At 64.1% G+C, this 15,577-nt stretch carries 18 protein-coding genes; 10 read left to right on the top strand and 8 right to left on the bottom strand.

The window, feature by feature from the left end; translation table 11 throughout:
* Window positions 1-70 precede the first annotated feature (70 nt).
* Entirely contained in the window at window positions 71-850 is a 780-nt protein-coding gene (locus WD430_RS00915) for a MarR family transcriptional regulator (protein WP_339104160.1), read from the top strand.
* A gap of 336 nt (window positions 851-1,186) precedes the next feature.
* Here WD430_RS00915 and WD430_RS00920 read toward each other — a convergent pair whose 3' ends face one another.
* The 4 genes from WD430_RS00920 to WD430_RS00935 all read right to left on the bottom strand — a co-directional run bounded on the left by WD430_RS00920 (window position 1,187) and on the right by WD430_RS00935 (window position 4,544).
* Window positions 1,187-1,558 carry a hypothetical protein gene (locus tag WD430_RS00920; RefSeq protein WP_339104161.1) on the bottom strand — a complete coding sequence of 124 codons (372 nt, stop codon included), beginning with the start codon at window positions 1,556-1,558 and terminating at the stop codon, window positions 1,187-1,189.
* Window positions 1,559-1,826: 268 nt separating this feature from the next.
* Window positions 1,827-2,645: a helix-turn-helix domain-containing protein gene (locus tag WD430_RS00925; protein WP_339104162.1), complete on the bottom strand. Its 819-nt coding sequence runs from the start codon at window positions 2,643-2,645 to the stop codon at window positions 1,827-1,829.
* A gap of 768 nt (window positions 2,646-3,413) precedes the next feature.
* Window positions 3,414-3,935, bottom strand: a complete 522-nt coding sequence (locus tag WD430_RS00930) for an Lrp/AsnC family transcriptional regulator (protein ID WP_345786465.1) — start codon at window positions 3,933-3,935, stop codon at window positions 3,414-3,416.
* A gap of 150 nt (window positions 3,936-4,085) precedes the next feature.
* Entirely contained in the window at window positions 4,086-4,544 is a 459-nt protein-coding gene (locus WD430_RS00935) for a response regulator (RefSeq protein ID WP_339104164.1), read from the bottom strand.
* A gap of 552 nt (window positions 4,545-5,096) precedes the next feature.
* Between WD430_RS00935 and WD430_RS00940 the strand changes: the two genes are divergently transcribed.
* Window positions 5,097-5,891, top strand: a complete 795-nt coding sequence (locus tag WD430_RS00940; RefSeq protein ID WP_339104165.1) for an enoyl-CoA hydratase/isomerase family protein — start codon at window positions 5,097-5,099, stop codon at window positions 5,889-5,891.
* A gap of 45 nt (window positions 5,892-5,936) precedes the next feature.
* Here the strand turns inward: WD430_RS00940 and WD430_RS00945 are convergent, their stop codons facing one another.
* Together WD430_RS00945 and WD430_RS00950 are read right to left on the bottom strand one after the other, a co-directional pair.
* Entirely contained in the window at window positions 5,937-6,836 is a 900-nt protein-coding gene (locus WD430_RS00945) for a glycosyltransferase family 2 protein (protein ID WP_339104166.1), read from the bottom strand.
* A gap of 81 nt (window positions 6,837-6,917) precedes the next feature.
* Window positions 6,918-7,625, bottom strand: coding sequence for a class I SAM-dependent methyltransferase (locus WD430_RS00950; protein ID WP_339104167.1), 708 nt, complete (start codon window positions 7,623-7,625; stop codon window positions 6,918-6,920).
* Between the two features lie 213 nt (window positions 7,626-7,838).
* Between WD430_RS00950 and WD430_RS00955 the strand changes: the two genes are divergently transcribed.
* The 4 genes from WD430_RS00955 to WD430_RS00970 all read left to right on the top strand — a co-directional run bounded on the left by WD430_RS00955 (window position 7,839) and on the right by WD430_RS00970 (window position 10,599).
* The gene (locus tag WD430_RS00955) at window positions 7,839-8,117 is read left to right on the top strand and encodes a helix-turn-helix domain-containing protein (protein WP_339104168.1); all 279 of its coding nucleotides are present in this window, start codon (window positions 7,839-7,841) and stop codon (window positions 8,115-8,117) included.
* A gap of 109 nt (window positions 8,118-8,226) precedes the next feature.
* Complete coding sequence (locus tag WD430_RS00960; RefSeq protein ID WP_339104169.1) at window positions 8,227-9,015, top strand: MBL fold metallo-hydrolase; 789 nt, start codon at window positions 8,227-8,229, stop codon at window positions 9,013-9,015.
* A gap of 55 nt (window positions 9,016-9,070) precedes the next feature.
* Window positions 9,071-9,745, top strand: a complete 675-nt coding sequence (locus WD430_RS00965; protein WP_339104170.1) for a YkgJ family cysteine cluster protein — start codon at window positions 9,071-9,073, stop codon at window positions 9,743-9,745.
* A gap of 89 nt (window positions 9,746-9,834) precedes the next feature.
* The gene (locus WD430_RS00970; protein WP_339104171.1) at window positions 9,835-10,599 is read left to right on the top strand and encodes a heptaprenylglyceryl phosphate synthase; all 765 of its coding nucleotides are present in this window, start codon (window positions 9,835-9,837) and stop codon (window positions 10,597-10,599) included.
* A gap of 400 nt (window positions 10,600-10,999) precedes the next feature.
* Here WD430_RS00970 and WD430_RS00975 read toward each other — a convergent pair whose 3' ends face one another.
* Window positions 11,000-11,401: a TRAM domain-containing protein gene (locus tag WD430_RS00975; protein WP_008896531.1), complete on the bottom strand. Its 402-nt coding sequence runs from the start codon at window positions 11,399-11,401 to the stop codon at window positions 11,000-11,002.
* Between the two features lie 163 nt (window positions 11,402-11,564).
* A complete protein-coding gene (locus WD430_RS00980; RefSeq protein WP_339104172.1) occupies window positions 11,565-13,292 on the bottom strand; it encodes a radical SAM protein in 1,728 nt (575 codons plus the stop codon).
* Window positions 13,293-13,574: 282 nt separating this feature from the next.
* Here WD430_RS00980 and WD430_RS00985 point away from each other — a divergent pair, with 282 nt between their 5' ends.
* The 4 genes from WD430_RS00985 (at window position 13,575) to WD430_RS01000 (ending at window position 15,555) form a co-directional block, all read left to right on the top strand.
* A complete protein-coding gene (locus WD430_RS00985; RefSeq protein WP_339104173.1) occupies window positions 13,575-13,937 on the top strand; it encodes a hypothetical protein in 363 nt (120 codons plus the stop codon).
* 4 nt (window positions 13,938-13,941) lie between these two features.
* The gene (locus WD430_RS00990) at window positions 13,942-14,670 is read left to right on the top strand and encodes a DICT sensory domain-containing protein (RefSeq protein WP_339104174.1); all 729 of its coding nucleotides are present in this window, start codon (window positions 13,942-13,944) and stop codon (window positions 14,668-14,670) included.
* Between the two features lie 125 nt (window positions 14,671-14,795).
* On the top strand, window positions 14,796-14,954 hold the full coding sequence (locus WD430_RS00995; RefSeq protein ID WP_339104175.1) for a hypothetical protein: 159 nt from the start codon (window positions 14,796-14,798) through the stop codon (window positions 14,952-14,954).
* Between the two features lie 166 nt (window positions 14,955-15,120).
* Window positions 15,121-15,555: an Hsp20/alpha crystallin family protein gene (locus WD430_RS01000; protein WP_339104176.1), complete on the top strand. Its 435-nt coding sequence runs from the start codon at window positions 15,121-15,123 to the stop codon at window positions 15,553-15,555.
* Window positions 15,556-15,577 lie beyond the last annotated feature (22 nt).

The raw sequence follows: 15,577 nt of genomic DNA on the forward strand, positions 1-15,577 counted from the left end.
GTCTGGGACGTCCCGCGTGGCGCGTCGGCGACCGCGTACCTTTTTGCCACCCTCTCGAAAGTGAGGCTGTATGGTCGACGTCCTCGATAACAAGCGGGCCGCGACGCGGTTTCGGATCCTCGTCCAGATCGCCGAGCGCCAGCCCGCGGTCAGCCAGGGTGAGATCGCCGAGGAAGTCGGCGTGACGAGTCAGGCCGTCAGTGAGTACATCCGCGAACTCGTCGACGACGACCTCGTCGAGAAGGAAGGCCGGTCGCGCTATCGCGTCACGCCGGAAGGCGTCGACTGGCTGTTCCGGACCGCCGACGACATCCGTCGATTCGCCGACCACGTGACCGGGGACGTCCTGGACGCGATGAGCGAGGCGGCCTACCTCGCGACCGACGACATCGCGGAGGGCGACACCGTCACGCTGTTCGTCGAGGACGGGCTGCTCCACGCGAAACCCGGCGACGAGGGGCCGGCGACCGGCGTCGCGACGACCGACGCCGAGGCGGGCACCGACGTCGGCGTCACGAGCTTCGAGGGCGTGATGGACCTAGAGCCGGGCTCGGTCACCGTCGTGCAGGTGCCCGCCGTCCGAAGCGGCGGGAGCCGGGCGGTCGACGGCGACCTCGTCGCCGAGCGCTGCGAGGCGGCCGAGCTGGTCGTGGCCGCCGGCGTCGAGGCCGTCGTCGCCTGCCGGCAGGCCGGCGCGGATCCCGCGGTGCCGTTCGCGGCCGGCGAGACCGCCGCCGAGGGGGCCGAACGGGGCCTCGAGGTGACCGCGATCGTCACGACCGACGAGGTCGGCCGGGTCACCGACACGCTCCGGGACGCCGACGTCAGCTACGAGGTACTCGAGGGCTGAGCCGGGCGGCGAGCGGCAGAGTAGACGACTACTGGCGATTCTCGAGAGCACCGTACCGTTAACAGTAGTTGGTAATACAGTTTCTTTATTCAGTGCTAGGGGTGAAAACCACGTTCAGTATAGAGAGAGTACTGACCGTTACAGCGGTAAGGGAAAACACGGGCCATCGAATCATGGTTGGGGAGTGATCTATGGTCCGCTTCTATAGTACAGGGCTCTACCCGGATAAGGGGAGTGCAGTGTCACTCAGGTAGTCACAACAGCTATACCTCTGTGTGCCACATTCGCAATCCACTGAGGAACCCTACAGATTGACAGCAACAAACTGGTGATCGCTTATAGCTGAGCGAGGAATGGTTCCAGTCGGCTAAGTTTCTCAGTCGGTTCAACGAGATTCCGGTTCGAGTCATAGTTGATAACTCCTTCCTCGGCCAATTTTGGGATATGAACATGGTGCAATGAGATATGGACCTGCATTACCTGTTCGCTGGGAATTTCGGTTATTTCTGTGTCTTGCTCCCTTTCAACAATTTCATTACGGATATCAGTGGTAGTTAATAATTGGTCGTGAGTTAGAAGGAGATCAAGAACTGCACGACGACGTTGGTGAGAGAGCAATTCAAGGATTGCATCTACCGAAGTATCCTCTACTGGTATGGCTATTTCTTCTTTTGGAGTTTCTCCACTCCCTCTGGTTTCGTCACTCATTGTATCCCATAGACAAGACACAGCCCTCAGTGGGTATAAAGTTCTCTCCGATAAAATTTGAAAATATGTTTTGATTATGTGGGTGACCCCGCTGTTCGTTCAGTTCACAGACGTAGTTACCGCTCGCGGGGTGAAATTTGAATATCGCCATCCTACGACTCGAGGACGGCGGCGAGCGCGACGGAGGGCCGTGACGATGACTCGAACTCACAGACCGCTGTTCGGCGCGGTCGGGACGCTGACGAGCTCGAGGCTGCGGGCTGACTGGCTACCTCACCGGGTTCGCCATGGGGAGCAGACCCGAGGAGATTATCCGGCGAAGGAGGATGACGATACCGTTCTCCAGACCGTCGGCGAAGACCGCCTGCTCGTGTGATTCGTCGGGGTCGGCGTCCGGGTAGAAGGAACTGACCAGCAACGTCGTACGGTCAACCAACAGTAGGCGGCTGATGGCAACCTCGTCGTCGCTTGCAGGCCCCAGAAGCCAGTCCAGTTCGGTTTCGAACACCTTCACGGATGGCATCTCGGAATCGAGCTTGGCGATGATCGCGTCCGTTTCGCCACCGATGATCACGTCGACGCCGCGGTCAACCGCGTCGTGGAGTCGCTCGTACAACGCCTCCGTCAGAAGTTCCTCCTCGACGACCAGCAGGACGATCTCCGATTCGGCGTCCGCCAGCAGATTGTGTGTCCGGGCCTCGATGCCATCGTGGCCGGATAGCGTCCATACCTCCTGCGTTCGGTCGCTGTCGTCGACCTCCGGTTGGAGATCGAGCGCTTCGAGGTGTGACTGAAGGGTGTCGATCCGCGCGTCGTACTGCTGACGCAAGATCGCGGTTGCCTCCTCGATGCTGACCGCGCGAAACCGCTGGGGGTTCGTGTGCTGTACTTCGACCAGCCCCTTTGACTCCAGCACTCGGACGGCGTCGTACACCCGGGTCCGAGGAACCTCCGAGATCTCGCTGACTTCCTTGGCGGTCCCCGTCGAGAGTTGGGTCAATGCCAGGAAACTCCGCGCCTCGTACTCCTTCAGCCCGAGGTCCTGCAACAGACTCACCGTCTCCGCTTTAAGTCCCTCAGCTGTCATTAGGTGGTCCTGTCATGTCCGACTGGTTGAGAGGGGTAATTCACGCTCGGTCGGGATTTGGGTGCCTGACACTCTACACTTCGAGCAGGCGTCCATCTCCTCGCTACTGTACGCTATCTCACAGGAAGAGCACGAATACAAGGTCGTGGTGGCTTCATTCTCGGCGTCGTGACGAGAGGCCGATGGCTCGACCTGTGTGCGCCCACCGAGCCGGGAGAGCCACGTGCGGAGACGCTGGCTCATCGGGTTATGGCCACCCCGCGGGCAGTTCGTCTTCGTGGTCGGCCATCAACCGAAGTAACGGAACGATCTCGTCGAAGTTCGGCCCTCGCCGAATCGTATGGGTGTCCTTGTCCCACTCGGTATAGCCTGCCTCGGCAAGTTTGGGTAGGTGCAGATGATACAGGGCCGTGCGCATCTCGGAGAGGGTGGCGTCGTCGACGGCGTCCGGGTCGCTGTCGGTGTGCCAGACAGGCAACCCGAGTGGCGAGACGGTCGAAGGAGACTGGAGTTTCCTGCTCGTCGAGGTAGTGCAGGACGTACCGACGAACGGGATCTGCCAATGTACTGAAGGTATCGGTTACCGCCTCGGTTGATTTAGCCATACCGTGACAACAACTTCCTAAACGAATAAGCCCTTTCACCCAGATAATTGTTACACTTGGAAAATCCAACCTAAAGCGGATATCTGTGGATATATTGAAACTGGGATGTGGACTGAGAGCCTATAGGCGCAGATAGATTTGAAATTTTCAAGCGATTCATCGGCTACCTTTGATCGGTGACCGACCCGTCGTCGGTGTCGTCGCCCTGATTCGCGTCGGGGCCCGTCCGTGGATAGAAGTGGTTCCACGACTGGACCTGCGTCTCGGAGATAATCTCGGAGCTGTTGATCGTCATGCCCAAGTCCGCCAGTTCGTTGCGGATCTCTTCGATCTCTCTGACTGAGCCGGCGACGATCTCGACGTGGATATTCCGTTCGCCCCCAAGCAAATCGCGGGTGGTCACCACACCGCGAATGTCGAGGATCTGTTCGGCCAGCGATTTCAGGTCATTCGGATCGACCGTGCAGACGAACATGACGTGGAGGGGGTAGCCTGCTTTCTCGTAGTCGATCTCGGGGTAATAGCCGCGGATCACGCCCTTATCTTCGAGTTTGTCGAGGCGATTCCGGACTGTCGTGGAGGTCACATCCACCTTCTCGGCGATCTCCGTATCTGTCTGGCGGGCGTCGAGCTGGAGTTGGTGCAAGATGCTCCGGTCCACGTCGTCGAGTGGGCTGTCGTCCATACGGTGTCCTTGGACGAGACGACTGAAAAGTCCGCATGGGCCCTTGACTAGCAGAGATTGAAGCAGTCCGTCCGATAACTCCGCATGCATAGTTACCGCTCAGTACAGGCCAACTACTCAACACAGATCTGACATCCGCAAAAGGTGAAATTATGGCGGAATCGGTGGGAGCCGTGCTTGCTCAACCCAGAACTCCCCAAAAACATCTACAAGAGAGATGAACTCGGCAGGATCTGTTGGTTTTGTCAGATAAGCGTTAGCACGGGCATCATAGCACCGCACAATATCCTCCTCAGCCTCTGAACTCGTGAGCATAAGCACAGGTAGCGGTTTGAGCCGGGGATCATCCCGTATCACTTCGAGGACCTCGCACCCATCTCGACCGGGCAGGTTCAAATCCAGCAGGATGAGATCGGGAAGCTCGTTATCCGAGAGCTCTCGTAATAACTCCACAGCGTCGTCACCGTTAGTGACTGACTGTAGTGCTATCTCTTGTTCGGCCGACCTGAAGGCTTCTTGAGTGAGCCGAATATCACCAGGGTTATCTTCGACAAGCAAAATGTCGATCTCATCGTCGGTAGAGGACTGGTGGGCCGGGGTATTGTGCATGGTAGATGGTCGAGAGTGAATTCGTGATACGCCCGTGACCGTTACACGACCCTTCTGCCGACGGACCCCCCTCTTCGGAGGGCGACGCGTAGTGCAAATCTCTCGTTATCAACAGAAGGGGTTGGAGACGTATATAGGCTGTTACTCATATTATCAAAACAAGCGAACGCCGATCAGTTCGCACATGCAGTTACCGCGACCCTCGTGTCCGAGAAATCGAGTAGAGTTGGACGGACGATCTCGAGTCAGCGGTAAGTACAGGCGGAGCAGTGTGCACTCACCGCGAGCGAACGGATGCGCGGCGCTTCGCGCCGCGGAAAGACGAGCGGCGCAAGCCGCGAGTCAGTGAGCGAGCGGGCCGACGACCGACCCGTCGGGGTGGGAGGAGTGCTTTTAATCAACATTTTGCCGAGCGACCGAGCGCTAGCGAGGGAGCACAGAGCAAAACGTTGGCAGACGTAGTTGCCGAATCACCCGATTCAGTCTCAGGGATAGTCCTGAATAGCGAAATCGTGCTCTACTGTTAAGGACGTGGTACTGGACACTACAACTATGGAATCCGTCGGCAGCGGACTCGCGGCCATCGACTGGAACGGCACTCGAGCGGACGTCTATCTCTCCCGGCCGGACAAGCGCAACGCGATGACCGTCCCGCTGATGCGTGACCTGATCGAGGCCTTCGAGCGGGTCGACGACGCCGACGAGGTTCGGGCGGCGACGCTGCTCGGCGAGGGCCCCGTCTTCTGTGCCGGGATGGACCTCGAGATGATGCGCGATCGAGTCGAACCCGATACCGAGATCGACCGCGACGTCTTCCCCGAGGTCCTCGAAACCATCGAGACGACTCGACAGCCGGTCGTCGCCGGGATCAAACGCGCCGCGCCGGCGGGGGCGTTCGAACTCACGCTCCCCTGTGACTTCCGGATCATCGGCAGCGACGCGAAGTACGGCCTGCTCGAGGTGCGACTCGGCACGTTCCCTCACGCGGGCGGCACCCAGCGTCTGCCCCGTCTCGTCGGACTCTCGAGGGCCAAGGAGATCGTCCTCACCGGCGAGTTCGTCGATCCCGAGGAGGCCGCCGAGATGGGACTGGTCCACGAGGTCGTCGACGCCGACAGCGGGGACGTCGACGAGCGCGCGAAGGAATTCGCTGACGACCTCTGTGAGAACGCGCCGCTCGGGCTCCGGAACGCGAAGCGAGCGCTCAACGCCGCCCTCGAGATGCCCCTCGAGCGGGGCCTCGACTACGAGCGCCAGTTGGCCTACGAGATCGACGACACCCGCGACTACCGAGAGGGGTTCGAGGCGCGACTCGAGGACCGCGAGCCGGAGTTTCGCGGAGAATAGCGAACGCCGAGTGGCTGGCGATATCGAACTGAACGGGGCAGAGAGCTACCGCCGATCGTAGACCCGCACCGCTCTGTCGTGGCGTTTCGACAGCCCGTTCGGGTTCCGCTGGGACGACCGATCGGCCCAGCGGGCGCGGAGCCCGTCGCGGAGCCCGCCGACGGCGTTGGCGACGACGTCGGTCCCGTTTCCGACCCAGTCCGTCGGCGTCGCGTCCCCGGTGACGACGTCCCGAACGCCGGCGGTCCCGTCGCGGAGGGCGCTCCCGACGATTCGGCCGACCGTCGACGGCCGCACGCCGTAGTTCTTCGCGAGTCGGTAGGCCCGGGAGCGATAGGTGTCGCCCCAGTCGCGGTCGGTCCGCCCGCCGTCGGTGCCGACCTCGCATCTGGCGGCCATCGACGCGTCCCAGTCGGTCTCGAACCCGAGACCGGCCACGCGGTGGGCGCAGTCGCGCTCGCCGCCGACCTCGAGGTACTCGTCGAACCCGTCCAAGGCCTCGAGGACGGTCCGATCGAACGCGACGTTGTTCCCGTCGAAGTGAGTGACGCTGCGGCCGGCGACGGTTCGCGGGTTCCGGAGGTCGTAGTCGAGTTCCCCGCCGGTCACGGGGCCGGTGACGACGTCGGTGCCGTCGGCGATCGCGCGTTCGACGGCGTCGTACCAGCTGTACTCGATCGCGTACTCGCCGTCGAGGAAGGCGACGACGTCACCCGTCGCGGCGCGGAGACCGGCGTTGCGCGAGACGTTCAGGTTCCGTTCGGAGATTTCGACGAGGACGTCGACGTCCGGGCGGTCGCGGACGACGCCGGTCGTCCCGTCGGAGGAGGGCCCGTTGACGACGATGATCTCCGTCGAGGGCGGCGTCCGCTCGGAGAGCGCGTCGAGACACGAGAGTAATCGCTCTCGGTCGTTGAGCGTCGATACGACTACCGAGAGCTCCATACGCGGTAGTATCGTCCACCGATAGTAAAAATACGGGGTTCGCTGCCGCGAGGGGCTCGCGGCCGGCGGCGGCGCGTTCGATCACCGAACGCGGGTATTCCAGTAGGAGACCGACGCGAGGTGATCGGTCACCGGCAGCGAGCCGATCAGTTCGTCGAGCGTCCGGATCGGCGTGGCGAGCTCGTTGGGGATCGACCGGTAGAGCCCGTACGGGGCGATGAAGTCGTCCTCGACGTCCTCGAGCGTCAGGTTCGTCTTCGCCAGGAGGACGGCCACCTCGCTCTTCGAGTAGAGTCGCGACCCCATCGGCAGCGCCCAGTTGTAGATGCTGCGCGCGCTAAACCGGTTGAACGTGTCGAAGACGATCTGGTCCCGGGACACCCGGCGCATCTCCGCTAGGAACGCCTGCGGATCGTCCGCGAGGTGGAAGAATCGCATCGCGATGACGGTGTCGAAGTGATCGTCCGGAAACGGGAGTCGGCCCGCGTCCCCGCGAAGGAACTCCAGGGTCCCCTCGAGGGCCGCGTCCTTCGTCTTCTCCCGTCCCTGCTGTAGCATCGCCGCCGAGATATCGAGTCCCACGACGTCGGCGCCCTGCTGGGCGAGCATCACGGTAAACCGCCCGGTACCACAGGCGATTTCGAGGATCTTCCGGTCCTCGACGGGCATGATCGCCTCGAGGACTGCTTCCTTCTCCCGACGGTCGATCAGTCGACCGCCCCGGGAGAAGCGCTTGTCGTCGTACTCCTCGGCGACGTCGTCGGCTTGGTACCACTCCTGTCCTTTCACACTGGGCGAAACTACAGGAGCGGGAGGATAAAACGATACTGGAGTCTATCGACGCACCGGCGGGTCGGGCGCCGCCGAACCGGACGAGGGCGAGGCCCGAACCCCCCTATACTACGTCTGTGTTAATACCCCATTCATACCCCTTATACAAACTGAACTATTCGTATCCACATATAGGGAAGCTTTACCATCACCGATTCCGCTCTCGTAGACATGAGCACGAGTACAGCCGAGGACCGAGGCGCCGCCGAAGAGACCCTGTCGGAGGACGAATACCGCGATCGCCTCCGCGATCTGCCCCCGAGCGCGAAGCTCGTCGCGAAGGTGCTGGAAACGGACTCGCCGCTCTCGCAGGGCCAGCTCGCCGAGGAATCGCTGCTGCCCGACCGCACCGTCCGCTACGCGCTCAACCGACTCGAGGACGTCGGCCTCGTCGGCTCCCGCTACAGCTTCCGCGACGCCCGCAAGCAGGTCTACTTCCTCAAGCACTGACGCCGGCGACCCGATCCGCGGCTCCCGGGGTGGGAGTGGGGCGGTCCGCCAGTGCCGTTCGATGCGACCTGCCGACACACACTTTTTCGATCGCTGAGACCCTCGAGGTATGGACGTCACTCGCTGCGCCGTTCCGGTCGCGACGCGCGCCCCGACTGGGGAAACCAACGCCTATCTCCTCGGCGACGATCCGGCCGTACTCGTCGACCCCGCGGCGCGAACGGACGAACTCGATCGACTCGTTCGCGACCGCGCCGTCGCACACGTTCTCGTCACCCACACGCACCCCGACCACGTCGGCGCCGTCGCCGCCTACGCCGCCGAGACGAACGCGACGGTCTGGGCTCGATACGGCCGCACGGATCGCTTTCGCGACGCGACCGGGCGCGAGCCCGATCGGACGATATCGCCCGGAACGACGATCCCGCTCGGCGACGACCGCGTCCGCGTCCTCGACGCACCGGGGCACGCGCCCGATCACGTCGCCCTCGAGGCCGGCCGCGGCGGGCCGATCCTGTGTGGCGACTGCGCCGTCCGCGAGGGCAGCGTCGTCGTCGGCGCGCCCGAGGGCGACATGCGCGCGTACGTGACGACCTTGCGACGGCTGTGGGCGATCGACCCGCCGGCGCTCTACCCCGGCCACGGGCCCGCGATCGACGACCCGCGGGAGACCCTCGAGCGACTGCTGAATCACCGGCGACGCCGGGAGCGGACGGTCCTCGAGGCGGTCGACGGCGGCGCCGACACGCTCGAGTCGATCCTCGAGTCGGCCTACGAGAAGGACCTCTCCGGGGTGCGCGATCTGGCCCGGGCGACGGTCCGCGCCCACCTCGAGAAGCTCGCCGTGGAGGGGCGTCTCGAGTGGGACGGCGATCGCGCGGCACCCGTGGGAGAGTGATCGCTCGGTCGGCGCCGAGCGACTGACTTTTCCGCGCCGACGCCGAGTATCGGATGTGCAATCGCTCGAAGCCGAACTCGAGGAGGCCCGCGCGCTGGACATCGACGACCTCGCGGACGCCATCGAGTCGATCGGCTTCGAGTGTACCCGCTGTGGCGCCTGTTGCAAGGGCGAGGACGAGGATGACCACACGGCGACGGTCTTTCCCGATGAGGTCCGGAGTCTCGAGGCGAGTGACAGCTACGACGGCGACTACGACTGGCGCGACGTCGCCCGACCGATGCCGTACGGCCTCTCGGAGACCGCGGACGGCGACCTCGAGGGTGAGACCTTCGAGTGGGCGCTCCAGACCGACGACTGCGGCGACTGTACCTTCTACGAGGAAGACGAGTCTGGGACCGGTGCCTGCCTCGCCCACGACGACCGCCCGCTGATCTGCCGAACCTACCCCTTCAGCGTCGCGCTCGCGGGGACCAGTCAGCCGATGGGCGAGGCCGTCGACGAGGAGGGCGTCGTCCGCGCCCACGAGTGCGAGGGCCTGGGTCGAGACATCTCCCGCGAGGACGCCGAAGATCTCGCCCGAGCGCTGAAGGAGCGCGCCGTCCGCGAACTCGAGGAGGCCATCGCCGTCCGAGACGAGTACGCGCCCGCCGATCCCGGCCCCGGCGAGGTGGTCGTCCACGATTCCGAGGGCGCCAAACGGATCGACGGGACGCCGCTCGAGGAGTGACGGCCGGATTCGAGTAGCGTTGTCGACGGACCGTCGCGGCCGACCGCGAAACCGATAGGAAGTTGAGACGGTTCGCCGAAGGGACCGGCATGGATATCGACTGGGACGGGATCACTCACGTCACGAAAATCGATCCGGCCAAGTCGCTGCCGGCCGATCTCGAGGTGCTCGCGGAAACCGATCTCGCGATCGTCGGCGGCTCCGACGACGTCACCGAGGCCAACACGCTCGAGACGATCGCGGCGATCGACGACGCCGTGCCCTCACTCCCCGTCTTTCAGGAACCGTACAGTTCGAGTCACGTCTCCGAAGCGACGATCGAGGCGGCGGACTACCTCTCCGTGCCGGCGGTCTACAACGGCGATCGGGAGCACTTCGTGGGGAAACACGTCGACCTCTTCACCGAGGTCGGTCGCAAACCCGAGGAGATCCTCGGTGCGAGCCTGCCGCTCGTCGGCGAGCTGCTCTCGTCGAAGGGGGCCGACGCGGTCGCGGACCTCGCGACGAACGTCGTCGGCGAGGGGTACGTGATCCAGCACCTCGAGTCCACGGCGGCGACGACCTCGGGAGTCGAGGCGACGTACTCGCCCGAGCAGGTCGCCGGCGCGGCCCTGGCGACGGAGACCTTCTACGGCTTTCCGATCTTCTATATCGAGTACTCGGGTACCTACGGCGGTCCCGCAGACGTCGACGCCGCCGCGCGCTACCTCGAGGAGACGGCGCTGTTCTACGGCGGCGGGATCGACAGTCGGACAAAAGCGACCGAGATCCTCGAGGCCGGCGCGGACGCGATCGTCGTCGGCGACTGTTTCCACGACGATCCGGAGACGTTCCTCGAGACGATTCCGAAATAGGGTGCTTTCGGAGCAATCTAGACGTGCAAGACTAACATCAGTCGGCGTCTACTCGAGTTCGTCTCGACCGCTCTGCTATCGTGGCAACAGGGAATTGCCACACCCTCCCCAGCCGATTCGCTCGCTCAACTCACGGTTCCCTGCGGTCACCGTTCATACTGCTCGCTCATCCCTCGCGCGCTGTCGTCGGCCGTCCTCGCTTTCGCTCGGCCGGACCGACAGCGCGCGCCACCGCAGGCGGACTACTTGCAACCGCGAGCGAACCCGAAGGGTGAGCGAGCGGGCCGACGACTGACCCGGAAGCCGCGCTACGCGCGGCTGGAGGGGAAGGAGGAGTGCTTTTCATCGAAGTTTTCCCGAGGGTGCGCCGAAGGCGCACCCGCAGAGGAAAACTTCGTTGTTAGAACGTCTCTTCGATGATCTCGCCGACGGCGAAGTTGGACTTGACCTCCGAGACTTCGACCTTGACGCGTTCGCCGACGTCGGCACCGGGGACGATGATGACGTAGCCGCGTTCGACGCGAGCGATCCCGTCGCCCTGCTTGCCGATGTCCTCGATCTCGACGTAGCGTGTTTCGCCGACGTCGACCGGTGGCTGCGGTTCCGACGGTGCCGTCTGGGGCTGTGCCGTCGACTCCTCGGCGTCGTCCTCCTCGCGGGAGATGAGCGCGACGCGGTAGACCTCCTCCGGGTCGATGTCGCCGGTTTCGACTTCTTGACGTGGTACCTCGATGACGTATCGGTCCTCCTCTGCCGAGACGTCCGCACTGAACAGACACAGGAGTTTTTCAGATATTTCCACAGGTAGACCCTCAATTTCACCTCTGCGGCGCCTCCATAATAGAACTACCGACCGAGGACCGTTCGTTGCAGGGCCGACAGTGAAAAAACGTGGTCGAACGGGCTCGATTCTCGATCAGACGTCAGTCCGCGGGGGAGCGTGGTGGGGACAATTCGGGGACCGGTCAGTCCGCGCCCTCGAGCACCCGCGTCGTCGCGAACCCCTCGAGGTCGACCTCGGCTCCGAGGTCGGCGTCCGTGACCGACTCGTAGGGCCGGTTGACGACGATGTCGCCGGCGGTGCTGTCGCCGACGCCCGGGATCGCGGTGAGTTCGTCCATCGAGGCGGCGTTTATGTCCAGCGGGTAGGGGACGCCGGTGACGGAGCGGTAGCCGTGGTCGACGACCGCGACGTCGATGGTCCGCCCGAGTTCGCGCTCGCCCGGGATGCCGACCAGCAGCGGGTAGGTGCCCAGCTGGCGGCCGAAGGTCCTCCCGTCCTGGTGGTACTCGAGGTGGACGTCGGGCAGGACGGTCCCCCGCGGCGCGACGCGCTCGAGCATCGGGTTATCGATCTCCTCGCGGACCTGCTTCTTGTACCGCTTGAACAGCTGTTTGTGCTCGTTGGCGATCTCAGCGCCGGTATCGCTCATGTCGGTGCCGTCGAAGGCCATCACCTGCCGGATGTTGATCCGCCGTAGCATGTAGCCCTCGTCGTAGACCCGCTGGAGGAACTCGCGGTTGCGCTCGTAGGTCTCCTCGCGCTCGCCCTTGAGGCCGTGCAGGAGGTTGATCCCGGGCAGGAGTTTGGGGAGCCGACGCGGCGCGTCGTCGCCGAACGTGGGCGCGTCTTCGGGGTCCTCGCCGGGTCGCCAGCCGGCTTCCTCGTTGACGATCTTGACCGCCTCGAAACACTCCTCGGCGCTGACGTTGAGGTTGTTCGCCTCCTGGACGACGGGGTCGGCCGACTCGAGGCCGAAGGCGGCGGTGTCGCCGGGCGTGTTGTGCTCGGCGATGATCCGGATCCCCTCCCGGCTCTGTTCGGGCCAGTTGACGATCGTGACGGGGTTCATGTTGTCCAGGTGTAACGTCTCGAGGTCGGGCGCGACGTCGCGGATGCCGCCGTAGAGTTGCCGGAGGGCGTCGGGATTGGGCGCCTCGCCGTCGCCGCCGTAGGCGAGGATGTCGGCCTGCCGGCCGATTCGGAAGTGTTTGACGCCGAAATCCGAGAGGGCGTCGACCTCGCCGACGACCGTCGGCGGCGGCCGGAAGGAGGGGTTGCCGTACAGCGGTTCCGTACAGAACGAGCAGCGATAGGCACAGCCCCGCGAGGTCTCGAGTTCGGCGATGAGGTGGTCGGGGTGGTTCGGGTGCTGTTCGACGATGAACGCGCCCTCCCGGGCCCACCGCGAGACCTCGTCGACGTCGCGCATCCGGTTGTTGAATCCCTCGAGGCCGTTTTCCACGAGGTCGTGGACGGCGGCCTCGACGTCGCCCTTGGCGACGAAGTCGAAGTCCAGGTCCTGCCGTTCGGTCTCGGTCGCGCCGGCGTTCTCGTTGCCGACGCCGAACTTGACGGGGCCGCCCATCAGGCTCGTGCCGTTGGCCGTCCAGGCGAGCTTTCGCACTTCGTCCGGTTCGGCCGGCGTGCCGCCGACGTACTTCCCGGGGACGGTCATCCCCCCGAGGTAGATCATGAGGTCGGCCTCGTCGACGTCCCGCCAGTAGTCGGGCTCGTCGCGAAGCCTGTCGATCGTGTGGTACGTGATCCGCTCGCGGGGGACCCCCGCGTCGACGAGCGCCCCAGCCGCGTAGCGGGGGTACGTCGAGATGTACGGCGGCACCCCGAAGTGTGCGGGCTCGTCGACGTAGCCGTCGACGATCGTCACCGACAGCGTCTCGGGGTCGATCATAGCGGTCGGTAGCGTCCGGAGGGGTAAAACGGTGACTACACGATCGCTCGGCGCTCCGGTCCGTCGGGCGTTCCGGGAGGAGTCCGGCTCGCGATCGACATCCCTCGCGGCAGACCGCTCGCTCTCGGCCCCACCGGCGTCGATGTTACGGGGTCGAGTCGGGTAGCGAATCACGTTCGTCCGCCAGCGAAAGACCGACGCGGGGAACGTACTATCTTTCGTTTACCTCGAGGCGGGGACGTTCGACCAGCTATTTCGTGCCGCGGGTGGTATCTCGTCACAATGGACGAAACGCGTCTGGGAGCCGTCCTCGAGGCGATCGAAGCGATGGAGAGCGATGCCGCTCCGGACGTTCTCCTGGACGTGCTCTCGGATCGGTACGCTCGCTACGTACTGTCCCACCTCTCGGACGAATCGACCGCGACGCTCGACGCGCTCGCGGACACGGCGACCGGGCTGGCGGCGACCGAGACGGGATCCATCAAGACCCCCGAAGACCGCGAAGAGATACGCGTTCGGCTGTACCACCTCGTGTTGCCGAAACTCGACGCTGCCGGGTACCTCGAGTTCGATAGCGAGACGCGGACCGTCGAACGGGACGAGATTCCCGACGTCCTCCGGAAACTACTGCGGAACGGGGCGTGAGACGATGGAGCGCCTTCGCGATCAGCTCGGCGAAATCGAAGCGCGGCGGAAGGTCCTCGAAGTGCATACGGACCGAGACCGAGTGGCGGCGGAGTTCGAGCGGCAGTTCTCGACGCGAAACGTTCGCGTGGTCCGAGAGCCGAGCCCGTCGAGCGGCGGTCGCGGCTTCGTGATCGTTCGAGACGCGGGTCACGAGTTCCGCGGGGCAGTCGGTATCGACCACTTCCACGCCATGCTCTCCCCGGAGATCCACCCGCCGTGGACGCTCGAGGACGCCGACGTGGACTACTCCGACCTCTTCGAGTTCCTCGAAAACACGCTCTTCACCTCGTACGATCGACGGCAGATGCTGGCCGCGAGTCGCGAGATCGAAGAGCGCGCGTGGCGAATCGACGCCGGAACGCTGTACGTCGGGTTTCAGAATTCGGCGGCCCTCGCCTCCCAGCTCAGCGTCTACGACCGTCTGATACGGGAGCGAGAGCTCGATATCACGGTCTTCGTCGAGGACGAGTGCGACGAGCGACCGGTCGACGGGATCGAGATCGTCTCGGACGCCGGCGGCGAGATCGGCGCGTTCTGGTTCGTGATCTACGACGGCGGCGGGAGCGATCTGAACAAGTGCGGACTGCTGGCCGAAGAGCGCGAATCCGATCGGTACTACGGGTTCTGGACGTACGAGCCCGAACGAATCGACGGACTCGTCTCGTATCTCCGTTCGCTCGGAGGCGCTTGATCGCCGTTCGAGGCGGGCGTCCGATCGAAACGGTGCGAGTTAGCGTCGGAGTCCGAACCCGACGGCGTTCGTTCCGGGGTGCCGCAACCCCGACGTTGATGGTCGTCGTGACGCTAGTAGCGGGTATGCCACCGACCGAGGAGATCGTCTGTACCGCGGAGGATTGTTTTCTCGACATCTTCGAGAACCACTACACGTACGACGTCCCCGACGACCTCGAGGTGACCGATCTCTCCTGTCCGGTCTGCGGGGGGACGGACTGCCTCGAGAAGGTCGAACTGTAGCGTGACGGGACCCCGCCAGCGACGGTCGACCCCGACGCCGTCTGACGTTTATTTTGAACCATCAAAAGAGATATGAATGCCGATCGTGTAACCGTTGGTAAGCCATGTCCTCGACGTACGTCCAGGTCTCCGTCGCCGCGACGAGCGCTCCCAGAGGTGAGTCATCGTGGGTCTGAGTGACCTCCGCAAATCGGTCGGCAGCGTCCTCTACCGGCAGGTCGGCCGCGCGAACGGTCACGTCCAGAACCATCGAACGCTCCCCGTCGACGTGCTCGAAAACGAGACCGCCTATCAGGTCGTCTTCGACGCGCCGGGCGCCGAACCGGACGACGTGCAGGTGCGGTATCTCGGCGGCAACGTCAAGATCCAGATCGATCGCTTCCGTCAGTACCACGAGGGCTACGAGATGCGGTTCCCGGGTCGCGGCATGGAACTCGACGGCGAAGCGGAGCTGCCCGACGACGCGATCGTCGACCCCGACGCGGGGACGGCGACGCTGACCGAGGCCGGCACGCTGCGGATCGACATCCCGAAGGACTCGGCCGTCGACGGCGACGCGACAGACGCCACCGAAACGGGCGAACTCACCGCCGACGACTGATACCGTCGGACGGAACTACTCG

Source organism: Haloterrigena sp. KLK7 (assembly GCF_037914945.1).
Classification (GTDB): domain Archaea; phylum Halobacteriota; class Halobacteria; order Halobacteriales; family Natrialbaceae; genus Haloterrigena; species Haloterrigena salinisoli.